This window comes from Halogeometricum limi, assembly GCF_900115785.1.
GTDB classification, from domain to species: Archaea; Halobacteriota; Halobacteria; order Halobacteriales; family Haloferacaceae; genus Halogeometricum; species Halogeometricum limi.
Map to the genome: position 1 here is coordinate 65,217 of NZ_FOYS01000007.1, position 21,506 is coordinate 86,722.

Sequence of the window (21,506 nt, forward strand, 5' to 3'; positions counted from 1 at the left end):
CGTCTCAAAAGGCCGCCGACGCAGCGTCGGCGAGTGCCCCCGGCGCGGACGGCGAAGGGGAAGGCTCATACCGTCCGACGGGATGTTCTGCGTACATGGCAACGCGCCGCACGTTCCTCCGCGCCCTCCCGGCGAGCGTCCTCGCGGTCGGCGGCGGCTGTCTCGGGTCGCCCCCGCGCGGGACCGGCCCCCGTCGCCCGCCGGACGCACCGGCCGGACAGCCCCGACAGACCCCCGAGAAGGACGAACTGTACGTGGAACGGTTCGACTTCGAGGCCACCGATTCGGGCGGCCTCCGCGTGTTCGGAGCCGTCGGCAACCGCGGCGACGTCGAACGCGTCGCCACCGTCCGCGTGCGCGTGACGGTCGGCGGTGAGTCGTACACCGACGAGGAGGACGTGACCGTCGGCCCGGGCGAGACGGCGACGTTCTCGACGGCGTTCGAGGTGACCGAAAAGCGGTTCGCGAACGGCGGCGAACTCGACGTGACGCTCGTCTGAGCGCCGGAGTTCGACGCGGAGAGAGAAACTACCGCCGCCGGTCGGCGACTCGTTCTTCTGCGGTCTCGCTGCTGACGAGTTCGTACAGTATCGCGGAGCCACCGTCGACCTTCGGGCGGAGGATGCGCCCGAGTCGCTGCGTGAACTCGCGTTCGGACCCGCTTCCGGCGAGGATGACGGCCACGTTCGCATCCGGGACGTCGACTCCCTCGTCGAGGACGTTCGCGGCGACGACGCGCGAGTACGTCCCGTCGCGGAAGCGTTCGAGCAGTTCGCGTCGCTCCTCGGCACCCGTCTCGCTCGTTATCGCCGGGAGGAGATAGCGCTCGGAGAGGCGGTAGACGAGGTCTGTGTGCGCGGTGAAGACGATGACGCGGTCCTCGCGGTGTCTGTCGAGGATGCGACCCAGTCGCTCAACCTTCGCGTCGGCGTTCATCATGATGCGGCGCGCGCGTTGCTTCGCGAGGAGGGCCTCTCGCGCCCGCGGGTCCGACCCCGACCGCATCACGAGTTTCTGGTAGTCCGCTCCGGAGCGAAAGGAGAGATTCGACCGTTTGAGGTAGTCGACGAACGTCCCCTGCGCCTCCTCGTAACGGTCGCGTTCCTCGGGCGTGAGGTCGACTTCGACCCGTCGGACCTCGTAGTCGGCGAGGTGTTCGCCCGCCAGGTCGTCGACCGACCGGTCGTACACCTTCGGGCCGACGAGGTCGGTCAGGAGTTCGTGCGCGCCGTCGGGCCGTTCGAACGTCGCCGTCAGACCGAGGCGGGCGGGCGCGGCGAGGAGTCGCGCCACGTCGCGGTAGCCCGCGCCGCCGAGGTGGTGGACTTCGTCGAAGACGACGAGGCCGAAGTCGCCGCCGACGTCTTCGGCGCGGAGATACGCCGAGTCGTAGGTGGAGACGGTGATGGCCTCCTGCGTCTGCTCGCCGCCGCCGAACTGACCGACGGAGACGCCGAACTCCGTCTCCAGTTCGCGTCGCCACTGGCCGACGAGGTCCACCGTGGGAGCGACGACCAGCGTCGGCACGCCGAGTGCGGCGATGGCGGCGACGGCTATCACGGTCTTTCCGGCCCCCGTCGGGAGTTCGAGCACCCCCCGGTCGCCGTTCTCGCGCCACGCGTCGAGCGCCGCCCGCTGGTAGTCGCGGAGGTCGTACGCGTGCGCGAGGTCCAGCGTCGTCTCCGGGAGGACGCGGTCCTCGTAGTCGACGCCGCGCCGGTCGAGCGTCGCCCGGAGGTCACCGTAGCGGTGGGCGGGCGCGCGGGCGACGAGTCCCCTGTCGTCCCACGTCACCCCCGGGAGGTCGGACGCGGCGACGTCGGACTTCGAGAGACCGCCGACGCGGACCGTCCCGTCTTCGAACGTCAGCGTGAGCACACAGAAGTCTGGGTCGGCATCGGGTATAAATCGACGGACGTGCGGTACTGCGGATTTCGATACGAATCGCTACCGTAATACAATGTTCAACATGACAGAATATTTTAATTATAGGGAGAGAACTAACATCCGATGAATCGGTGGACTCAGACTGGATATCTCGTTACTGTGGGGGTGTTTCTAGCAGTTTTTGTAGCCGTGTCCGGAGACGCGCACGGCACAGTCGTTGATTTGCGTACCCTCGTCGACACATACCACCTCGCTCTCGGCGTCTCGGGAGTGGGGGTGTTTCTCTGGCTGTGGCCTGATTGGTGATTTAGTCGCTGAGTTCTGTGTTCACCAACAACCCGTGGCTCACGCGACGACGAGGCGTTTTTGACTGTCCGACCACATCTGACGGATATGGCAGACGAACTCGAAGACGCGGTCGGAACGTTCCTCTCGGACGTGAAGAAGGCGCACAGCGAGTACGAGAAGGGCTACGTCGACGCCGACGCGACGCTGGAACTCGTGATGAACCACGTCGAGGACCTCAAAGAGACGTACGAGGACGAAGCGTAGTCGATACCGACGCGACGACTCGTCGGTGAGTCGTCGACCGGTCCGCGGAGTCGGCGAACGTCGGCACCGCCCATGTGAGGGAAGAACTATCCCGGCGGGCGACTCGGGGTAGTGTATGACGGACTTTTCCGACAGAGTCGAGAAGGTGTCGATAAGCGGAATCCGCGAGGTGTTCGAGGCCGCGGGCGCGGACGCGATAAACCTCGGCATCGGGCAACCTGACTTCCCGACGCCGAAACACGCCCGACAGGCCGCCATCGACGCCATCGAGGACGGCCGCGCGGACGCGTACACCGAGAACAAGGGCATCTACTCGCTCCGCGAGGCCATCGCGGCGAAACACGAACGCGACCAGGGAATCGACCTGCACCCCGACGACGTCATCGCGACGGCCGGGGGGTCCGAAGCGCTCCACATCGCGATGGAGGCGCACGTGAACCCCGGTGACGAGGTCATCATCCCCGACCCCGGATTCGTCTCCTACGACGCCCTGACGAAACTGGCGGGGGGGACGCCCGTTCCCATCGCCCTCCGCGACGACCTGACGCTCGACCCGGCCGCGGTGGAGGCGGCCATCACCGAGGACACCGCGGCGTTCGTCGTCAACAGTCCCGGTAACCCGACGGGGGCGGTGTCGCCGCCGGAAGATATCCGCGAGTTCGCGCGCATCGCCGACGAACACGACGTGCTCTGCATCTCCGACGAGGTGTACGAGTACACCGTCTTCGACGGCGAGTTCCGCTCTCCCATCGAGTTCGCCGAGACGGACAACGTCGTCGTCGTCAACTCCGCGTCGAAACTGTTCTCGATGACCGGGTGGCGTCTCGGGTGGGTGTACGGCTCCTCGCGCCGCGTCGAGCGTATGGTTCGCGTGCACCAGTACGCGCAGGCCTGCGCGTCGGCCCCGTCGCAGTTCGCCGCGGAGGCGGCACTCACCGGCCCGCAGGACATCGTCGACGAGATGACGGAGTCGTTCCGCCGTCGCCGAGACATCGTCGTCGAAGGCCTGCGAGACATCGGCCTCTCGGTGCCGACGCCGACGGGGGCGTTCTACTGTATGCCCGAAGTGCCCGAGGGGTTCGTCGACGAGTGTCTCGAACGCGGCGTCATCGTCGTCCCCGGCGAGGCGTTCGGCGCGAACGGCGCGGGCTACGCGCGACTCTCCTACGCGACGGACGAGGACTCTCTCCGGGAAGCGCTGGACGTGATGGGCGACGCCTACGACGCCGTCGTCTGAGACGACGCACCACGCTCGCCGACGGCCCGGTTCGTCGGCGTACGCAGGACGACCAGTTCTGATAGCGGTACGTTAATCTTCACTCTCGGGCGTTCGCACCGATTTCGGGCCGAACCGCGTACAAAATTCACATACACAGTACAGTCAATATTTCGTACTGGTAGCAAAATTTTGGTATATTCTCGTGATAATTTAGCGATTCTAGCTCAGTCCTAATCAGTTAGGCCGGGTGCTGAATACGGAACCGTGTCTCCGAGAGAGTACAGCAGGGGACGAACGAAACCCCGCGCACTCCACCACGAACGATGAACGATACAATCGCAACCCTCGCCGACCGCGACCGCAGAACCGTGCTGTCCTGTCTGGACGACCACTCCGCCGCAGTCGACATCGAGACGTTGGCCGCCGACGTGGTCGCCGCCTGTGACGGCACGTCCCGCGACGAGGTTTCCGAAGAAGACCGCGACGCCGCGATGGTCCGTCTGCACCACGTCGACCTCCCGAAACTCCAGAACGCGGGATTCGTCGACTTCGACCACGAGACCGGAACAGTTCGCCGTCGCCGCCGTGGTGGAACGGCCCGACCCTCGCCCGCGCTCTCGGACTGAGCGCGTCGAGGTAGACTTATACGGTATCGGCACGAAATAAAATACGACCGGGACGTACGCAGGACTCTGCCATGGACACGTAGGTCCTCATACCCGGTTTACGGACACTACACCTCCGAGCGACGGCCCTCGTCGCTCGCTTTTCGTGTCGCACTCGCGACGACGAGTCGCGACGCTGTGAACCGCCTTCAGCCCGCTACTTCGCGGTGCTGACTATCTTGATGACGTCGGCCTCGTCCAGTTCGTAGTCCTCGGCGATACGGCGCGTCGACCGCGCGTCGACGGCGTGGAGGTAGCCGTCGCCGATGTCGGAGTGGACGGCGTAGGCGAGGTCACGCGGCGTCGACCCGCGTTCGAGTAAGAACGCGTCGGGGAGCATCTCGCCGGTGCCGTCGGTCCATCGCGTCTCGTTCTGGACCGGGTAGGCGGTGACCATGTCGAGAACGTCGTAGACGGCCGTGTTGAGGGCCGTCTGGACGCCGGTGCCGCCGTTCGCTTCGACAACCTCGCGAATCTTCTCTAAGCCCTTCTCCTGCGCCGCCGAGACGTCGCCGACGATGTCGAAGTCGTCGTCGCCGGGGAGGTAGTCGACGATGCCCGCCTCGGCCGCCTTTCGAAGGCCGAGTTCGCCGTCGGCGGTGGCGGCGACGACGGGTTTGTCGCTCTCGCGGAGTCGTTCGAGGTTCTCCGGCGGGGCCACGTCCGCCTTGTTGGCGACGAGGACGATGGGTTTCGTCCGCGCTCTGACGTCGCGCGCGAGTGCCTCGCGATGCTCGTCGGTCCACTGTTTGGGGTCAGCGGGGTACTCCAGTGCGCGGAGCGAGGCGGCCACCTCGTACTCCGTGGCGCCGAACCCCGTGAGCATCTCGGCGAGCGCCTCGTCGATGTCGAAGTCGGGCGACCGAGACTTGCGGACGACCGACTCCCAGTTCTTCTCGATGATGCCCGCGAGCCACTGCTCTAACTCCGCTTCGACGAAGTCGGCCTCTTCGACGGGGTCGTACGTCCCTATCTCGACGGGTTCGCCCTCCTCGTTCGTTCCGCCGGAGGCGTCGACGACGGCGAGGATGACGTCGGCGTTCGTGAGGGCGTCCAGGAACTGGTTCCCCAGTCCGCGGCCCTCGTGCGCTCCGGGGACGAGTCCGGCCACGTCGAGGAGTTCGACGCCGACGTACCGGACGCCGTCCTCGCAGTTCCCGCAGCGTTCGTCTCGGTCCAGACACGGACACCGGGTCCGCGCGTAACTGACGCCGCGGTTCGGGTCGATGGTCGTGAACGGGTAGTTGCCCACGTCCACGTCGGCCATGGTCGCCGCCTTGTAGAAGGTGGACTTGCCCGCGTTGGGCTTGCCCGCGAGTGCGATAGAGAGCATGGTTGCAGAACGAGTGACGGTCGGAACATCCTTTCGGTCCCGAGAGTTCTCGAACGGCCCGGAGACGCGGCGTCCCGACTACGAGTGCGGCAACAGTCGGTGCCGGAAGCGCCACGCGAGGCCGGCGAGGAGGGCGACGGGGAGGACGAACGCCAGCACGTACGGGAGGGCGAACGCCACGCCGACGACGACGGCGCGGGCGACGACGGCGACGCCGTCGACGGACTGAAGGAACGCCGAGAGGACGGGCGTGTCGTACCACCGGTCGGGCGCGATACGCTGCGGCGTCGGCCGCGGTTCGTTCAGTTGGACGGTGAGCGTCGAGTAGGCGACGCGGTCCTCCAAGGACTGTTTCTGTGCCTCCAGACGCTCTATCTCGCCCTGAACGTCGGAGAGTTCTCGCTGGACCGCCAACACGTCCTCGGTGGTGTTCGCCTCGTCGTACAGTTCGCGAAGTTGGTCCCGTTGCGCGCGGAGGTTCTCCAAGCGCGCGTTCAGGTCGACGAGTCGGTCCGTCACGTCCTCGGTGTTCGTCTCCACCACCTGCACGTCGCCCTCGGCGCGCGCGTCGTCGACGAGTGCGTCGAACCGGTCGGCGGGGACGCGCAGGACGAGTCGCCCCGTCGTGTACGTCTCGTTGCCGACGCTGTGTCGCTCTTGGGTCGTGTCCGAGACGAACCCGCCGTACTCCTCGACGTGGGCCGTGAGGTTCCGTTTCGACGCGTCGAACGAGTCGACTTCGACGCGCATCCGACCGGTCTTGATGAGTTGCCGCGTCTGCACGTTCGCCTGTACGGAAGCGTCGCCGTTCGACCCGCCGGACCCGCCGCTCGTCGCCTCGGCTTCGACTGCGGTGGCCGACGCGCCCGCGTCTGCACGACTCTGTGACACTGCCTCGCCCCCGTCCCCACCACCGCTGTTCGCCGCCCCGTTACACCCGGCGAGGGCGACGAGGACGACGACGGCGACGAGGACGAGCGTTCGTCTCTGTGACATCCTGACACACCGTACGACTACGTATCAAAAAGATTTGACGTTGGCACAAACGGTCGTTTGACATACCGCCTACTCGGCGTCGCGGGACACGTCCGCGCGGACGATTCGCATGTCGCCTTTCGCGCGCATCGTCCCGTCGACGGCGGCGCTCTCGTGGAGTTCGAGTTCCGCACAGGAGACGTCGCCGAGGATTCGGGCGTCTTCCGCGATGGTGACGGTGCCGTTCCGCGTCGTCACGTCGCCGTGGATTCTCGTTCCCGACCCGACGGCGACGTCGCCCCGCGCGCGCAGACTGCCGAAGATGTTGTCGTCCTCGCCGACGGTGATGGACTCCGCGCGGATGTTGCCGTGGATTCGACACTCGTCGCCGATGTGGGCGGGCGTCGAGGCGCGCCACGCGTCGTCGGAGACGGTGGAACCCCGGGGTATCACGAGTGGGTCCACCTCGCTGCTCCCGGAGAGCGAGTCCGCCAACTCGCCCGCCGCCTCGTTCTCGCCCAACCGAAGGAGTTGCGAGAGGACGATGAAGTAGAAGACGAGCGTCGGGACGGGGTTGCGGATGACGATCCAGCCGCTGGCCTCGAACCCCTGTTCGATGTCCACGTCGTCGCCGATGTCGAGGTCGCCGGAGACCATGAGACGGCCGCCGACGTGGACGCGTTCGCCGAGGTAGGCGTCCTCGCCGACGAGGACGTTCCCGGCCACGTCGCACCAGACGTCGAGTCGGCAGTCGCCCTCCGCTTCGATGTCGCCGCCGAATCTGACGCGTTCGCCGGCGACGACGTTTCGGCCGCGAACCCCGAACTCGACGGTGCTCTGCCCGCCGACGATGACGTCCCCGTCGGTCACCAAGTCGTGCTCTTCGACGGTCGTGCCGTCGGGGATTTCGAGCGCGTCGAGCGGGTCCGAACCGAGTGACACACCTCTCTGTGATTCGTCCGAGGTTATAAGCGCCCCGCAAGACAGACGGCTGACGAGAGAGGGAGACGCTCTTTTGTACCCCGACGGATTATCCGGCAGTATGACTGTTTTGTCGTTCGACGACAAGGGCGTCGACGTCGAGTACGAAGGGACCGAGTTCCGACTGGAGAAGAAACTCATCGAGGACGCCACGGAGAAGTCCTACCCCGACGTGACCGACCACGAGGTCCTGAAGATAGTCGAGAAGAACCCCACGCTGAGCGGCGAACCCCGGCGGATTCGAGACATCTTGAACACCTGAACAGCTGAACGGCGGCGAATCTCTCCTCCCGTCCGCCCCTTCGGTCGCCCCGGGCTGACCGTCCAGTCGGTCTCGGACGGCTACTCGCCGTGTATCTCCGTCTCCGGGAAGAAGTCCGCCCACGCGAACCAGAACATGGGAGAGCGGTCGTTCGCGCGCGCGAGCGTCGCCCCCTCCCGTGCCCCGTCGACGGCCCGGCCGGTGTGGAGGTCCCACCGCGACCCGCCCGCCGTGAGCACGTCCGCGCCCGGTTCTCGTTCGAACGTCAGCGTCTCGCCGTCGACGCGACGGACGTAGGCGACAAGCGTTCCCTGCGTGGACGCGGCGACGACGACGGGGAGGCCGTCGACGTCGTCGTTCACGACCGAAGCTTCGGAGACGACCGGGAGCGGGTAGGCGACGGCGGCGTTTCCGTGAGCGACGCCGACGACGCGCGTCTTCGGGTGGAGTCGGTCGTCCACCTCGTCGTTGTAGCCGATACCGACCCGACTGGACGTGTCGTAGCCGAGGTACGGGTCGCGGTCGTAGTCGCGGGTCACTCTCCCGGTGACGGTGTCGGAGAGAGGTGGCGGCAGGAGAACGGTCGTCTCGGGACGGGAGTCGCGCCACTCGCCCCACGACGTCGTCGTCGACGGGAGCAAGTCGAGTTGCGTCCCTGTGAGCGGACCGCGAATCGCCGTCGCGAGAATCTGACTCCACAGCGAGTCGGACTCGCTGTCGTACATGACGAGGTCGGACTGCCAGAGGTAGCCCGAGACGCCGAACGTGCGGGTGTCGCCGCCGACGACGCGTTCGGCGACGACGGCGCTTCCGCAGAGCGGACAGAAGGTGACGAGGACGGGGCGGTCGAACTCGTCGTTGACTATCTCGTGCCAGTTGAGGACGGCGAGGGGGTACGCGCGCGCCTCGCCGGCGAGTTCGACGCCGACGACGAGTTCGCCGTCGTCCAGCGTCGCATCCACGTCGGCCCAGTCGTCGTCGAACTCGGGGGTTACGATTGCGGGGATGGCGTCGAGCGGTGCGCCCCGGTTCAACTCGTCCATCGGCACCGGAAGCGACACGTTCGCGAACCCGACGGGGTCTGGGTCGCCCGCCGCGTCGGTCGCGTCGAACCCCTCGCGCGGCGCGTTCGATGCGTTCGTATCCCCTCCTCCGGAGGGCGCAGACCCCTCACCGCCCACGCATCCGCAGAGACATCCGGTCGCCCCCACGCCCGCCGCCGAGAGAAACTGTCGTCGGTTCATGGGGGTAGTTCGCACGACAGTGATAAAGCCGCAGTTCGGTCGTGCGAGAGCGACACACGCGAGAAGAACGCGAAGAGCGACCGACGTCAGCGGAGACGCTCTTCGAGACAGACGGTGACGATGGACGCCGCGATGGCCGCACCGCCGTGGAACGGGTCGAGTTTCGTCTCGCCCGCGCGTTCGCGGTACGGTATCCCGACTTCCGTCACGTCGTACCCCCGCATCAGCGGACGGATGAGCAGTTCCGCGGAGAGGCCCGTGTTCTCCGTCCACGTGATGTCGTGGAGGAGTTCGCGACGGTACGCGCGCATCCCCGTCGTGGTGTCGTGAACGCGACGACCCATCAGGAGGGACGCGAGGAGGGCGAACGCGTGGTTGCCGTAGCGGTTGAGCGTCGGCATCGCGTCCGCGCCGCGAGCGAGTCTGTCGCCGGACACCACGTCGTCGCCATCGTTGATTCGCTCGAGAAACTCCGGGAGCATCTCCATCGGGTAGGTGTCGTCGCAGTCGGTGGTGACGACGACGGGGCGGTCCGGCGTCAGCACCGCCTCGCGGACGGCGACGCCGTACCCCTGCGGTTCCTGTTCTATCACCGTCGCGCCCATCTTCCGCGCTATCTCGGGGGTTCGGTCGTCGGACCCGTCGACGCAGACGACTTCCGCGCGCCCGTCGGTCACGCGGTCGATATCGGCGAGTACCGCTCCGATGGCCTGTTCTTCGTTGTACGTTCCCATGACGACGGCGACGTCGTCGAACGTGAACTCGTCGGTCATATCCGGCGTTTATCGGCCGGATATTTGAGCTTTTAGGTTCGCCAAAAAGTTTAGCTCAGGCCGCGGTCGTCGGGTCGCTCCTCCAGTTCTTCGGCCCGGTCGATGAGGTAGTCCATGAGGCGCTTGGCCGAGTCTTCGACCGTCTTCAGGTCGTCGTCGGAACGGCCGCTCACGCGCACGGAGAGTTGGTACAGACCCAGTTCCACGTTCGGGACGGTGTCGTCGTACGCGCCGTTCATCTCGGCGTCGTCCGCGCCGTCGTCCCCGCTCCCGTCCTCGGCGTCGTCCACGCCGCCGTCTTCCACCGCCGCGTCCGGGTCTTCGCCGTCCGCTCCGGCGGCGTCTGACGTCCCGTCGGATGGGTCGCCGTCGGTCGCGTCCGACTCGGCCGGGTCCCGTTCGGGGTCGGCCGTCTCCTCGGCGTCCGCGTCGTCGGTCATGTCTCTCGCCTCAGTACGGCGGTACAAAAGCGTCTCGCCTCCGAGACGAGCGACGAGGGTCAGGACGGGGGAGGAGAGGCGTCGTCGGATTCGGTCGCGTCGACGAACGGACCGAGCGAGTCGTCGTGGAGCGACGAAACGACGACGTCCATCAGGTTCGCGAGGTTCTCGGTGTCGTCGCGGTTGTACGAGACGAGGGTGTCCAACGCCTCCTCGTCGCCGTCGCGGTCGTACCGGTGCCAGAGGCGCACCGCGTCGCGCCCGGACAGGTCCGGTCGGTCGCGGTCGATGCCGACGTCCTTCTCGATGGTCTTCAACCCGCCGGTCAGGTCCAGACGGCGACAGGGGTACATCAGGTCGAGGTGCGGCGCGTCGACGGAGACGCCGAAGTTGTCCTCCAGGAACGGCACGTCGAAGCGCTTGCCGTTGAACGAGGCGACCAGGGAGGCGTCGGTGAACTGTTCGCGGAGGGCCTCCGTCGTCAGGTCCTGCCCGCGGACGAGCGTCGTCGTCTCACCGTCCCGGTAGAACGAGACGGTCGTCACGTCGTTTCGAGACGAGTCCAGACCCGTCGTCTCGATGTCGAAAAAGAGCGTGTCCTCGCGGAAGTTCTCGTACAGTCGCCAGCGTTCGCCGGAGGGGAACACCTCGCCGAAGTACCGAGCGTCGCCGTCGTCCAACCGTTCCAGCGAGTCGGCGACGAACGTCTCGATACTCTCTGCGGTCTTCTCGCCGACCGGCGCCGACGAGGGGTCGAACGACTCCCAAGTGAGCACTCCAGCGTCCCACAGCGACCGTTCCGTCCGTTCGCCCACGCCGCGGACGGGGATGAAACTGTTCTCGATACGCATGTCCGAACCGCGGGCACGCCGACGCCTAAACCCTTCGAGTGGCGCGTTTCACCCGGAGGAGGGGCGACCCCCGGGCGCACGGTTTTCACGCCGCCGCGCGTAGTGAGCGTATGTGTGGCCGCTACAGTCTGTTCACCGCACCCGAAGCCCTGGAGACCCGGTTCGACGCGACGTTCGAGACGACTCCCGAACCGCGGTACAACTGCGCCCCGGGTCAGTTCCTCCCCGTCGTGACGAACGACGACCCCGAGCGGTTCCGGTCGCTGAAGTGGGGTCTCGTCCCGCCGTGGGCCGACGACCGATCCGTCGGGAGCAGACTCATCAACGCCCGGTCGGAGACGGTCAGAGAGAAACCGAGTTTCCGCGAGGCGTTCGAGCGTCGTCGCTGTCTGGTGCCCGCCGACGGGTTCTACGAGTGGGTCTCCGAAGCGGGCGGCAAGCAACCGTACCGCGTCGCGTTCGCGGACGACCGGCCGTTCGCGATGGCCGGCCTCTGGGAACGCTGGAAGCCGAAACAGACGCAGACCGGCCTCGGTGACTTCGCGGGGGGCGGCGGTCCGACCGACCCCGAACCGGAGGTGCTGGAGACGTTCACCGTCGTCACCGCCGAACCGAACGAACTCGTCTCGGACCTCCACGACCGCATGTCGGTCATCCTCGCGCCCGACGAAGAGGAGACGTGGCTTCACGGCGACGACGACGACGCCGCCGCCCTCCTCGACACCTTCCCGGACACGGAGATGCGAGCGTATCCGGTCTCGTCCCGCGTGAACAGTCCGGCGAACGACGATGCGGACATCGTCGAACCGGTCGACGTCTGACCCCCACCGAAGCGTATTTGACCAGATCTGGACGACGAAGTTGGATGCAGATTCGATATAGCGATATAGAGTATACGCGTCTGAGGCGCGGCAGTCGTCACGGGGTGTGATACCATTTCTGAACAGCTATTCAGTCGGGATATCGTCGATAGCGCACTTTGCGGTTCACACGACGGATAGACAGCCGAGAAGACGCAGGAGAGACAGAGTCTCCCGACCGACGGGGGTCGGCGTTTTCCACGGAGTCGAAGCCCCCACTTCCCACCGAGTACGAGAGACGAGCGAAGCGACCTGACGGAGAGACGACCACGGCCGTCGGCCGGGACGGAACGCCTGAGGCGGGACGGATCATCGGTCGAGACGAGATGCCTGAGGAAGAAGGGTCGCCTGGCAGAGCGTTCACCGTCGTGCCGGAGGCGAATCGTCGACTCGAAAGAGCGACGCGACTGCCGCACCGACGGAGAGGACGCCGGTAGTCGGTGACAGACTTCGCGGTGCGAACGAGCGACGAGGGTCCGATGCGTAGCGCCGATGTCGGCACGCAACTCCGGGGGTTCAGCCGGTGAAGAAGGGTGTCGCTCACGGCACTGGCAAGCGTACCATCGAGGGCGTGTCGTCGGGACGAGACGAGACGCTCCGGTACGACTCGGCGGCCCTCTCAGCGTCGGACGGCCAGTCGGAGACTCGCAGACGAACGAGCGCGTCGCCCCCTATCTCTTCCCGTCGGTCTGCCGCGTCCGGCGTCGCTGGCCCGCCGGAGGGAACCGGTCGCTACGCACGTGTTCTCCCCCCGGTGCGTCGGGACTGTCGGGGCCGTCGCTCTTCTGGAACGGCCCACCTCTCGTCGCGCAGAGGTATGACAACTCCCCGACACACACCCGCGCTGTCGGGGGAGACGCGTCCGACCGAGGGCGCTGACGACTCGGGTCGTGAGAGACCTCCACAGAGAGTTGCGGAAACTTTTGCTTGTTTCTGGAGCCGGCTTTCGGGCACACAACCCCAGGGGTAGAGAGGGCGAGAACGGTACTGCAAGAGAGATATTTTCATGCCGTTCTTTCGAGATATATTCGAGCGGTGCGACCGACTTCTGTTCGAGTGACTCCCCCATCACTCGCCACTCACGAGTCAACGTCGTCGAAATTCGTCGTCGGGCATCCGACTGGAGCGGCAAAATTATTATTTGTGTGTGTGCATCCTAAGCCACGAGTACGATATCACGAATACAGATAACTTATCGAAATTTACCGCCATAGGACAGTATAAGTGGAGTTATACTGTTCGATGCAGGTGTTCAAACCGAAGGGAGAGACCGGAGACTGAACGGGAGGCGAGCGACGAGACGGCGGCGTCGAGAGCCCGATTCGGCGTGCTGAACGCGGTTCGACGCGCGCCGTTGGAAAGCCGGTGGGCGAGCGAAAACCCCCGGCTCGCTCGCCGACCGAAACCGACACCGAACTCGGCCGAGACAGCGCGTTCGTCCACCCTGCACCGAACGGGATGGTTCGTATCGAACGTCCTCTCACGGCGGCCGAGAGAAACTGACACGAAACCGAGAAGACGACCACCAGCGAGACACGAGACATGCCCACAGACGATGGAGAGACGGAGCGAACGACCGTACAGACGTACGTCCCAGCGTACCAGAAAGACGAGTGGAAGCGCCACGCCGAACGCCTCGGAATGAGCCAAAGCGAGTTCGTCCGAACGATGGTGCAGGCGGGCCGTCGCGACTTCGAGATACCGGAGCGAGGCGCGGAGCCGACAGCGTCCGAAGACGCCGACGAGGCGGCCGGGAGAGGAGAGTTCGAGCGACGCGTCCTCGACGCGCTCTCGGCCGCCGAGCACCGGTCGTGGGACGACCTCATCGAGTCGCTGACCGACGACATCGAGGACAGACTCGACGAGACGCTACAGGAGCTACAGGCGTCGAACGACGTCCAGTACAGCGGCCGCCACGGCGGGTACGCACTCGCACCGGGGACGGGAGGCGACAGTGGCCGTTGAGACGGCGGACGGCGAACGGGTCGAAGACCCCGTTGCGTACTTCCTGCAGGACATGACGTACCACGGGAAGACCGACCGGACGAGAGACGCCTACGAGCGCGTCCTGCGACGGTTCGAGGCATTCCTTCGTGACGGCGAAGAGAACCCGACAGAGACCGAGAGAGTCGTCTCAGACGCCTCTCACCGCGACTGTATGGCGTGGATACACTCGCTCCGACGGGCGGACGCCGCAGACAGCACCGTCGCGACGTACGCCTCCTACCTGCACCGGTTCTACGCCTACATGACGCAAGTGGGCGCGTTCGAGGCCAACCCGATGGCACTCGTGATGGAGGAGATGGACGAGCAGATAGACACCAACCCCTCGCGCCGCGAGATATCCATTCCACAGATGCGCGCGTTCCTCGCGGAGATACACCACCCGCTGGACCACGCGGTGGTGTTCACCCTCCTCAAGACGGGGATGCGCGTCGGCGAACTGTGCAACCTCGACCTTCGAGACCTGTCGTTTGCGGACGGTACACCTTTGGACGGTGTATCGAGTCGTGCCCAACTCGACGGCCGTGGACCCTCGCTCTACATCTCGCCGGAACCGAGCGTCGGGTCGGCGACGAACGGCGAGGTACGGACGGCGGCGAACAAGCGAAAGCGCTCCACCGTCGTCCCCGTCGACGACGAGTTAGAGGCCGTCCTCACGCGGTGGCTCGCGGTCAGACCCGACGTCACCTCGCCCGCGAACCCCCTCTTCGTCAGTACGTCGGGGAGTTGGGGCGAACGCCTCACGACCGACATGGTTCACCACCTCGTCGAACGACACGCCGCCGAACGTGGGTGGCACCGCGCGGGCGGCGACGCCGAGGAGAACGTCACGCCCCACTACTTCCGGCACTTCTTCACCACCCACCTCCGGGACCGGACGGGTGACCGCGGCATCGTGAAGTACCTCCGCGGCGACGTCGGCGGCGACATCATCGACACCTACACCCACAACTGGGGTGACCGGGTCAGAGAGACGTACGAACAGCACATCTATTCGCTACTCTGACAGGACCGGCGCTCGCTGGCAGACAAATAAATCATATGTTGCTATACAAAATGGCCGTTGGCCCTCCGACCCTATTCGAGGTCAGAACCACCCCGAGAGTCCCGCTCTCGTCTGAGTCTCGGCCACGACGGACTTCGCGTCCCGACAGCGAGGTGAACCGACGGAACTGCTATCTCTCGCGGCGTCCTACCTATTGGGTGACAGATGAGCACAGAGAGCACGGGCGGTTCGGAACGACCGGACCCGGCAGTCGGGGGACGGTGGGCGGTAGCAGACGCCCGATTCGACGCACTTCCAGTCCACGCGGCGATGCTCCACACGGGGGAAGTTCTCGCGTTCGGCGGGTCCGCGAACGACGAACGGCGCCACGACGACCCCCACCCCGCCGAACTGTGGAACCCGGTCGCAGACGAGGTGCGAGTAGTCGACCAGACGGTGGGGGGCGACGTGTTCTGCGCGGGCCACTCGTTTCTCGCGGACGGGTCGCTCCTCGTCGCCGGCGGGACGCACGCGTACGACGGTGACTTCGAGATAGGGGGAGTGACGCTCCCCCCGTTCAGCGGTCTCGACCACGCCTACGCGTTCGACCCCGAAACCGAACGGTGGGAACACCGGGGTTACACGCGGCACGGGCGGTGGTACCCGACGCTCGTCACGTTCGGCGACGGACGAGTGTTGACGGCCGCGGGACTGACGAAACACGTTCCGTGGGTCGCCCTCCGTGAACTCGAACTGTACGACCCCGAGTCCGGGTGGAGACGGCTCCGCGGGGCGGGTCGGTGGCTTCCGCTGTATCCGCGACTGTTCCTCCTCCCGAACGGCGACGTGTTCTACGCGGGGTCGTACAACACCCACTACACGTTCCCGTTCTCTTTGCGGGGGTTCCCGACGGCCATCCTCGACGTGGAGAACCGCCGGTGGATAGACCTCGGCCTGCCGAACCAGTCGCAACGAGAGGAGGGCGCGGCCGTCCTGCTCCCGTTCCGCCCCGGCGACGACTATCGGACGCGCGTCCTCCTCGTCGGTGGCGGGACACCGGGCGGCGACGTCGCCGTCGCGGCCGCGGAGGTGATGGACCTCGGAGCCATCACGCCGAAGTGGCGGTCCGTCCCGTCGATGGCGCACGCCCGGTACCACGCCTACGCGGTGCTCCTCCCGGACGGGACGGTGCTCGTCGTCGGCGGACACGGCGGGCAGTCGGGTCACAGCGACGGCGACGGCGACGACGGCGATAGCGGCTTCGACGACTCCGACCGAGAGGAGGGCGCGGTTCCGCCGAGTCCGAACGCCGTGCGCGAGGCGGAACTGTTCGACCCCGAGACCGAGTCGTGGACGACGCTCGCGCCGATGGGCGTCGACCGACTCTACCACTCGAACGCCCTCCTCCTCCCCGACGCGCGCGTGGTGGCGATGGGGAGCAACCCCGCGCGGAGAGTCGACGAACTCCGCATCGAGACGTTCGAACCGCCGTACCTCTTCGCCGGCGAGCGTCCGGTCGTGGCGTCGGTCGCAGAATCGGTCGCGTGGGGCGACGAACTCGCCGTCGAGACGCCGGACGCCGATACCGTCGACAGGGTGGTCCTGATTCGGCAGTCCTCGACGACGCACTGTCTCAACACGGACCAACGGCTGGTGGAACTCGCGTTCGACTCGCGCGCGGGCGAAGAACTCCTCGCGTCGGTGCCCGACGAACCGAACCTCCTCCCGCCGGGGTACTACATGTTGTTTCTCCTGCGGGACGGCGTCCCCTCGGAGGCACCGTTCGTTCGGGTGGAACGGACCGAATAGAAGAGCGAACCCGAGTCTCAGACGACGAGTTCGGTCTCGACGTCGTCGCCGGCGATGGCCCGTTTCACGCGGTCGGCCACCGCCGTCGTCTCCGACCCGTTCTCCATCAGCACCGTCTCGGAGGGGAACAGATGGTCGCCGAGGACGAGACCGTAGTCGCGGGCGGTCGACCCGGTCATCGTGAGGTAGACGCCGAGGCCGGTGTCGGCGATGGCGGCCTCCTCCTCTGCGGACTCGTCGGGGTAGGCGAACGACACACCGTCCAACGGCCCGGTTCCGAGGACGGCTTCGACGAGTCGTTCGTAGCGCGGCGAGATGCAGAGCGGTCCCTCGTAGTCGGCGACGAACTCGCGGTCCAACGTCGCCCCCGGCGGGAGAATCTCCGGCTTGGCCATCAGCGTGTGGTAGACGGTGTCGCCGAGGCCGCTCACGACGCGCACGTCGGTGTCCATCGGGTCGATTCGGGCGTTGATGTCGGCGAGAGAGCCGACGCCCTCCTCCCGCAGTTGGACGACTTCTTCGAGGACCAGGTCGGCGCTGTCGAATCCGAGACCGAACTCGTGCGTTCGGAGCGCGCGGAACGGTTCCTCGCGGCCGACGAGTTGGACGGCGACGCCGTCGACGTCGACGGTGACGCTGTCGAAGACGATGCGTCGGGGCATCCCCTCTCTGTCGTCTCGGAGGAGCGTGTACTCCGGAGCGGCCGGGTCGGAGAGGTCCGAGTAGGCCGCGAGTCGGTCGTACACGTCGTCGTCCGGATGTGCCTTGCCTTTCGTGACGGACTTCTCGTGACGAAGCGTCGAGGTGATTTCGTCTGCGACCTGCGCCGCGTCGGCACTCGCGGCGAATCTATCGAGTACGGCTTCGAGCGGTCGCCCCTTGCGCGGAACGGCGACGCGCACCGTCTCAGTCATTGTCGGGTGCACGGGGGCGGAGAGTAAACAGGTTGCGCTTCGGTTCTTACTCGCCGGGGCCGAACGCGTCGTTCAAGCGGTCACGGAACTGCATCAGCGTCTCGATGTCGTCTTCGATGCTGTCGACGCGCGCCTTCGTCGCCTCCAGTTCGGCGAGTTCGGAGCGAACCTCCTCGACGTCGCCTTCGAGCGACTCGCGGGTCGAGACGATTTCGCCGTCGAGGTCGGCGATGTCCTCTCGCACGTCGCCGAGTTCCTCGTCCAGTCCGGCCGCCGCGGAGGCGGTCTGACTCAGGTCGTTCGAGAGTTCGTCGATGTCTTCTCGGACCGCGCCGAGTTCCTCGTCCAGCGTCGTGTTCAGTTCCTCGACGCCGGCGATGGCTTCGGTCGCCTGGTCGTCGACCTCGCCGACGCGTTGTGCGGTGTCTTCGACGCGTTCGTCGACCGCGGCGAGGTCGCCTTCGAGCGTCGAGAGGTCGTCTCTGAGGTCCTCGCGTTCTGCGTCGGCGGCGGTCACTTCGGCGTCGAGCGCCGAGAGTTCCTCGCCGAACGAGTCGAGTTGCTCGTCCAGCGACGCCACCTCGCGCCGCAGACCGTCGACCAACTCTTGGCCCGTCCCCTCCTCGTCGATGAACTCCGCGAGGGCGTCGCTGTACGCCTGCAGGTCGTCCATCTGCGCTTGGAGACGCCGGATGCGGACGTCGGCGCTACGCGGGATGCCGAGGTCCAGTTCCGAGCGGAGGAGTTCCAGGTCCTCTTCGGGCACGTCGCCCGAGCGGAGTTCCGCCGCCAGCGTCGTCGCCAGCGACCCCGACACCGCCGCCGCGGCGGGAGCGTCGTCGTCGACGGTGTCCTCGTCGGGAGCGTCCGCCTCGACGGCGTCTTCGACGTCGACGTAGTCGTCGGTGTCCGTCGTCTTCGCGGCCGCGTCGGCGTGTTCGGCCTCGGAACCCTCCGTCTCGACCGTCTCGGCCGCGTCGGTGTCGGCCTCGCCGGAGCGCGTGATGGCGGGCGTCGCCTCCGTCGCGAGTTCGCGGGGGACGGACCCCTCCACGTCGGCGTCCTCCTCGCCTTCGACGTCGTGTTGTTCGAGTGCGGCCTCCACGTCGGCCGCGGACGCTTCCGACTCGGCTTCGACGGCCACGTCGACGGCGGTGTCTTCCGCGTCCTCGACGGGGTCGGCGAGCGGGTCCGCCCCCTCGTCGGCCTCCGCCTGCAGGACCGCGCTCGCGGCGTCTTCGGCCGCGACGGCGTCCGTCTCCTCCGCGAGGCTACCGTTTCCTTGGAGGGCGTCGCGGACGAGTTGGCTCCGGTCTTCGCCGAGGATGTCTTCGACGCCGTCGTCTCGGTCCGGGGCCTCGCCGTCTTGCGGCGCGGGCGGTCTCTCCAAGACGGGTTCGACGAGGAACGACTCGGCCTCGCTCACCTGGTCGAGGCGGATTCCGTACACTGTCACGACCTCTTCGTTCGGAGCGAGGGTGCGTTCGTACTCGACGCGGTGGTCTTTGTACGCCGCCCAGTTGTCGCTCTCGTAATCCGGGTGGAACCCGACGCCTTCCATCGGGAACTCGTCCGGAATCTGGTCGACGATACGCACGTGTTGTGACTCTCCGCTCTCGGAGGTAATCTGGAACTTGATCGCAGGCACCGGGAACTCGTCGGCGACGAACGATTTCTCGACCGTGACGTCCCCGTTCGAGACGGACACCGGTCCCCCAACTTCGGACTCGCGACTCATGTCGGACCGTACCGGTAGGGATACCATAAAACAACCGGGGAAAATACGAAATTTGAGAAACAGAAGCTACAGTTCGACCCGGTCGCCGACCTCGACCACTTCGAGGCGTTCGGGGAACGCGTAGCTCTGTGCGTGGTGGTGAAGCACCGTCGGGTCCGCCGTCATCCCTTTCCACATGTCCCAGTGGCTCGGGAGGAATCGGTCGAACTGGAGGTCGGAGGCGGCCTTCACGGCCTCGTTCTCCGTCGAGTACCACTTCGTGCGGACGGGTTCGCCCGTCTCTTTGTCGGGGATGTTTCCGACGGCACCGAACGCGAGGACGCCCAGGTCGATGTCGTACGTCTCGCCGAGTTCGACGAACTCCTCGCCGGGCGCGGGCTTGGTGTCGCCGCCGTGGAAGATAGTGCCGGAATCGTGCTCTATCACGTAGGAGACGGGGTGCGTGGAGTCGGGGTCGTGCGCGAACTCGACGTGAATCGTGAACTCGCCCACCTCGAAGCTGTCGCCCTCGGTGACTTCGGTGAACTGGTCCTCCGAGAGGTCGTAGTCGTCCAACCACGCTTCGTCCTCGAACGCCACGTCCAGCGAGTCGTCCGGGGCGTAGAACTGCGCGCCCGTCGATTCGAGGATGGGTGCCTGACTCGGCCCGTGGACGTGGTCTGTGTGTTCGTGCGTCGCGAGGACGGCGTCCATCTCGGTCACGTCCTCGGGGTCGAACGGCACCGGAATCATGCGGACGGTCCGCGGCGGGTCTCCGAGTCCCACGTACGGGTCGATAGCCAGCGTCGTCCCGTCGCTTCCCTTCAAGAAGAATCCGTTGCAGCCGAGATACCAGACGGAGACGGTATCGGGGTCTGCGTCTTCGACCGCACGAGGCAGCCAGTCGGCCCAGTCGCTCACGCTCATGGAGGTGGCTGCGTCCGGGCGAAGGCTAAGTGTTGCGGACCGCGAGTTTCGGGCGGAGCCGTCGCGGCGGCAAAAAGATTCATATGGTGTGATATTGAAACAAAGAGAGACGGTGGTCGGATGACCGCGAGTGCCGCCCGACATGTTGGTTGAAAAACACACTCCCGTCGGGGAGACACTCATTGAAGAACACAACATTTGTCGGCGGTAGGCGCTCTATAACGCACATTATTCTAAATAAACTACCGAGCCATCGAGGTTAGCAAACCTATATCGGGCATAAGGTATTTATTCTTTACCGACGAGTCTTAGTTCGTTATGTCAGTTCATCGCAGGCAGACCGCCGATTTCTCGGAGATGGACGCGACGATGCGCTTGCTCGGGTCGTGGGAGCCGGAACCGCCGGCCCCCGACTTAGACTGAGCGCAACGGACAGTCGCGCCGCGGCGAAGAGCGGCGCACCGCCCACCCCTCCCCGCATCCGAACCGTCTCGGTCCCCGACCAGCGACGTTCCGCCGTCGCCCCGTTTTCCGGAGCGAAACACGTACCACAGACCCCGACGACGGGTGAGTATGCGAATCAGTATCATCGGTGGGGGTGTCGTCGCCGAGGACGTCCGCGAGACGGCCGTCTCGACCGGTCGCGTCGTCGCCCAACGGGGCCACACCGTCGTCTGCGGCGGCCTCGGCGGCGTCATGGAGGCGGCCTGCGAGGGCGCGAAAGACGCGGGCGGCGACACCATCGGCATCCTCCCGACGGACCGCCGCGCGGACGCGAACGAGTACGTCGACGTCGCCATCGCGACGGGGATGGGTCACAGTCGCAACGCGCTGGTCGTGATGAACGGCGACGCCGTCGTCGCCGTAGACGGCGGCGGCGGCACGCTCTCGGAAGTCGGGTTCGCGTCCGTCTACGACCGGCCTATCGCGGGGCTGGGGACGCACGACGTGCCGGAGATACGAGCGTGTGAGACGCCGGAAGAAGCGGTGAGGTACGTCGAATCGAGCATCGGCGAGGGACGCACCGCGCCGCCGTAACGAGAAGAAAGGAAGGAGAGCAGAGACCGGAGAGAAAGAGAGAGCAGAGACCGGAGAGACTGGAAAGGCA

21 protein-coding genes are annotated in these 21,506 nt (G+C 66.2%); 10 read left to right on the plus strand and 11 right to left on the minus strand.

The window, feature by feature from the left end; genetic code table 11:
• The first annotated feature begins 95 nt into the window (after positions 1-95).
• A complete protein-coding gene (locus tag BM282_RS17050) occupies positions 96-500 on the plus strand; it encodes a transcriptional initiation protein Tat (RefSeq protein ID WP_089883286.1) in 405 nt (134 codons plus the stop codon).
• 28 nt (positions 501-528) lie between these two features.
• Here the strand turns inward: BM282_RS17050 and BM282_RS17055 are convergent, their stop codons facing one another.
• Entirely contained in the window at positions 529-1,878 is a 1,350-nt protein-coding gene (locus BM282_RS17055; RefSeq protein ID WP_089883288.1) for a DEAD/DEAH box helicase, read from the minus strand.
• 402 nt (positions 1,879-2,280) lie between these two features.
• Here BM282_RS17055 and BM282_RS18720 point away from each other — a divergent pair, with 402 nt between their 5' ends.
• The 3 genes from BM282_RS18720 to BM282_RS17070 all read left to right on the plus strand — a co-directional run bounded on the left by BM282_RS18720 (position 2,281) and on the right by BM282_RS17070 (position 4,284).
• Positions 2,281-2,439 carry a hypothetical protein gene (locus BM282_RS18720; protein WP_175501610.1) on the plus strand — a complete coding sequence of 53 codons (159 nt, stop codon included), beginning with the start codon at positions 2,281-2,283 and terminating at the stop codon, positions 2,437-2,439.
• A 115-nt stretch (positions 2,440-2,554) separates the two neighbouring features.
• Positions 2,555-3,676, plus strand: coding sequence for a pyridoxal phosphate-dependent aminotransferase (locus tag BM282_RS17065; RefSeq protein ID WP_089883292.1), 1,122 nt, complete (start codon positions 2,555-2,557; stop codon positions 3,674-3,676).
• Positions 3,677-3,981: 305 nt separating this feature from the next.
• Positions 3,982-4,284 carry a DUF7344 domain-containing protein gene (locus BM282_RS17070; protein ID WP_089883294.1) on the plus strand — a complete coding sequence of 101 codons (303 nt, stop codon included), beginning with the start codon at positions 3,982-3,984 and terminating at the stop codon, positions 4,282-4,284.
• Between the two features lie 196 nt (positions 4,285-4,480).
• Here the strand turns inward: BM282_RS17070 and BM282_RS17075 are convergent, their stop codons facing one another.
• The 3 genes from BM282_RS17075 to BM282_RS17085 all read right to left on the minus strand — a co-directional run bounded on the left by BM282_RS17075 (position 4,481) and on the right by BM282_RS17085 (position 7,573).
• Entirely contained in the window at positions 4,481-5,656 is a 1,176-nt protein-coding gene (locus BM282_RS17075) for a redox-regulated ATPase YchF (protein WP_089883296.1), read from the minus strand.
• 78 nt (positions 5,657-5,734) lie between these two features.
• The gene (locus BM282_RS17080) at positions 5,735-6,652 is read right to left on the minus strand and encodes a DUF4349 domain-containing protein (protein ID WP_089883298.1); all 918 of its coding nucleotides are present in this window, start codon (positions 6,650-6,652) and stop codon (positions 5,735-5,737) included.
• A gap of 69 nt (positions 6,653-6,721) precedes the next feature.
• Entirely contained in the window at positions 6,722-7,573 is an 852-nt protein-coding gene (locus BM282_RS17085) for a polymer-forming cytoskeletal protein (protein WP_089883300.1), read from the minus strand.
• Between the two features lie 100 nt (positions 7,574-7,673).
• Here BM282_RS17085 and BM282_RS17090 point away from each other — a divergent pair, with 100 nt between their 5' ends.
• Positions 7,674-7,874, plus strand: coding sequence for a DUF5800 family protein (locus BM282_RS17090; protein ID WP_089883302.1), 201 nt, complete (start codon positions 7,674-7,676; stop codon positions 7,872-7,874).
• A gap of 80 nt (positions 7,875-7,954) precedes the next feature.
• On the opposite strand, the gene BM282_RS17095 is transcribed toward BM282_RS17090, so the two are convergent.
• From BM282_RS17095 to BM282_RS17110, 4 genes are all read right to left on the minus strand, one after another.
• On the minus strand, positions 7,955-9,118 hold the full coding sequence (locus tag BM282_RS17095; RefSeq protein ID WP_089883304.1) for a DUF3179 domain-containing protein: 1,164 nt from the start codon (positions 9,116-9,118) through the stop codon (positions 7,955-7,957).
• An 86-nt stretch (positions 9,119-9,204) separates the two neighbouring features.
• Positions 9,205-9,891 (minus strand): dolichyl-phosphate hexose transferase, encoded by a 687-nt coding sequence (locus BM282_RS17100; protein ID WP_089883306.1) that lies wholly within the window; start codon positions 9,889-9,891, stop codon positions 9,205-9,207.
• A 50-nt stretch (positions 9,892-9,941) separates the two neighbouring features.
• The gene (locus BM282_RS17105; protein WP_089883308.1) at positions 9,942-10,331 is read right to left on the minus strand and encodes a hypothetical protein; all 390 of its coding nucleotides are present in this window, start codon (positions 10,329-10,331) and stop codon (positions 9,942-9,944) included.
• A 59-nt stretch (positions 10,332-10,390) separates the two neighbouring features.
• Entirely contained in the window at positions 10,391-11,182 is a 792-nt protein-coding gene (locus BM282_RS17110; RefSeq protein ID WP_089883310.1) for a ribonuclease H-like domain-containing protein, read from the minus strand.
• Between the two features lie 110 nt (positions 11,183-11,292).
• On the opposite strand from BM282_RS17110, the gene BM282_RS17115 reads away from it, so the two are divergent.
• The 4 genes from BM282_RS17115 (at position 11,293) to BM282_RS17130 (ending at position 16,840) form a co-directional block, all read left to right on the plus strand.
• Complete coding sequence (locus BM282_RS17115) at positions 11,293-12,003, plus strand: SOS response-associated peptidase (RefSeq protein ID WP_089883312.1); 711 nt, start codon at positions 11,293-11,295, stop codon at positions 12,001-12,003.
• A gap of 1,581 nt (positions 12,004-13,584) precedes the next feature.
• The gene (locus BM282_RS17120) at positions 13,585-14,007 is read left to right on the plus strand and encodes a DUF5805 domain-containing protein (RefSeq protein WP_089883314.1); all 423 of its coding nucleotides are present in this window, start codon (positions 13,585-13,587) and stop codon (positions 14,005-14,007) included.
• A 52-nt stretch (positions 14,008-14,059) separates the two neighbouring features.
• Positions 14,060-15,052, plus strand: a complete 993-nt coding sequence (locus BM282_RS17125) for a tyrosine-type recombinase/integrase (protein ID WP_175501614.1) — start codon at positions 14,060-14,062, stop codon at positions 15,050-15,052.
• Positions 15,053-15,256: 204 nt separating this feature from the next.
• Positions 15,257-16,840 carry a galactose oxidase-like domain-containing protein gene (locus tag BM282_RS17130; protein WP_139229755.1) on the plus strand — a complete coding sequence of 528 codons (1,584 nt, stop codon included), beginning with the start codon at positions 15,257-15,259 and terminating at the stop codon, positions 16,838-16,840.
• Positions 16,841-16,857: 17 nt separating this feature from the next.
• Here the strand turns inward: BM282_RS17130 and BM282_RS17135 are convergent, their stop codons facing one another.
• The 3 genes from BM282_RS17135 to BM282_RS17145 all read right to left on the minus strand — a co-directional run bounded on the left by BM282_RS17135 (position 16,858) and on the right by BM282_RS17145 (position 20,398).
• On the minus strand, positions 16,858-17,754 hold the full coding sequence (locus tag BM282_RS17135) for a hypothetical protein (protein WP_089883320.1): 897 nt from the start codon (positions 17,752-17,754) through the stop codon (positions 16,858-16,860).
• A 46-nt stretch (positions 17,755-17,800) separates the two neighbouring features.
• Complete coding sequence (locus BM282_RS17140; RefSeq protein ID WP_089883322.1) at positions 17,801-19,492, minus strand: hypothetical protein; 1,692 nt, start codon at positions 19,490-19,492, stop codon at positions 17,801-17,803.
• A gap of 66 nt (positions 19,493-19,558) precedes the next feature.
• A complete protein-coding gene (locus tag BM282_RS17145; RefSeq protein ID WP_089883324.1) occupies positions 19,559-20,398 on the minus strand; it encodes an MBL fold metallo-hydrolase in 840 nt (279 codons plus the stop codon).
• 573 nt (positions 20,399-20,971) lie between these two features.
• Between BM282_RS17145 and BM282_RS17150 the strand changes: the two genes are divergently transcribed.
• Complete coding sequence (locus BM282_RS17150; RefSeq protein ID WP_089883326.1) at positions 20,972-21,436, plus strand: TIGR00725 family protein; 465 nt, start codon at positions 20,972-20,974, stop codon at positions 21,434-21,436.
• The last annotated feature ends 70 nt before the right edge of the window (positions 21,437-21,506 follow it).

Coding starts and splice junctions, on each gene's coding strand:
- BM282_RS17050 (WP_089883286.1), top strand. CDS start 96: ATGGCAACGCGCCGCACGTTCCTCCGCGCCCTCCCGGCGAGCGTCCTC.
- BM282_RS18720 (WP_175501610.1), top strand. CDS start 2,281: ATGGCAGACGAACTCGAAGACGCGGTCGGAACGTTCCTCTCGGACGTG.
- BM282_RS17065 (WP_089883292.1), top strand. CDS start 2,555: ATGACGGACTTTTCCGACAGAGTCGAGAAGGTGTCGATAAGCGGAATC.
- BM282_RS17070 (WP_089883294.1), top strand. CDS start 3,982: ATGAACGATACAATCGCAACCCTCGCCGACCGCGACCGCAGAACCGTG.
- BM282_RS17075 (WP_089883296.1), bottom strand. CDS start 5,656: ATGCTCTCTATCGCACTCGCGGGCAAGCCCAACGCGGGCAAGTCCACC.
- BM282_RS17080 (WP_089883298.1), bottom strand. CDS start 6,652: ATGTCACAGAGACGAACGCTCGTCCTCGTCGCCGTCGTCGTCCTCGTC.
- BM282_RS17090 (WP_089883302.1), top strand. CDS start 7,674: ATGACTGTTTTGTCGTTCGACGACAAGGGCGTCGACGTCGAGTACGAA.
- BM282_RS17095 (WP_089883304.1), bottom strand. CDS start 9,118: ATGAACCGACGACAGTTTCTCTCGGCGGCGGGCGTGGGGGCGACCGGA.
- BM282_RS17100 (WP_089883306.1), bottom strand. CDS start 9,891: ATGACCGACGAGTTCACGTTCGACGACGTCGCCGTCGTCATGGGAACG.
- BM282_RS17105 (WP_089883308.1), bottom strand. CDS start 10,331: ATGACCGACGACGCGGACGCCGAGGAGACGGCCGACCCCGAACGGGAC.
- BM282_RS17110 (WP_089883310.1), bottom strand. CDS start 11,182: ATGCGTATCGAGAACAGTTTCATCCCCGTCCGCGGCGTGGGCGAACGG.
- BM282_RS17115 (WP_089883312.1), top strand. CDS start 11,293: ATGTGTGGCCGCTACAGTCTGTTCACCGCACCCGAAGCCCTGGAGACC.
- BM282_RS17120 (WP_089883314.1), top strand. CDS start 13,585: ATGCCCACAGACGATGGAGAGACGGAGCGAACGACCGTACAGACGTAC.
- BM282_RS17125 (WP_175501614.1), top strand. CDS start 14,060: ATGACGTACCACGGGAAGACCGACCGGACGAGAGACGCCTACGAGCGC.
- BM282_RS17130 (WP_139229755.1), top strand. CDS start 15,257: ATGAGCACAGAGAGCACGGGCGGTTCGGAACGACCGGACCCGGCAGTC.
- BM282_RS17135 (WP_089883320.1), bottom strand. CDS start 17,754: ATGACTGAGACGGTGCGCGTCGCCGTTCCGCGCAAGGGGCGACCGCTC.
- BM282_RS17140 (WP_089883322.1), bottom strand. CDS start 19,492: ATGAGTCGCGAGTCCGAAGTTGGGGGACCGGTGTCCGTCTCGAACGGG.
- BM282_RS17145 (WP_089883324.1), bottom strand. CDS start 20,398: ATGAGCGTGAGCGACTGGGCCGACTGGCTGCCTCGTGCGGTCGAAGAC.
- BM282_RS17150 (WP_089883326.1), top strand. CDS start 20,972: ATGCGAATCAGTATCATCGGTGGGGGTGTCGTCGCCGAGGACGTCCGC.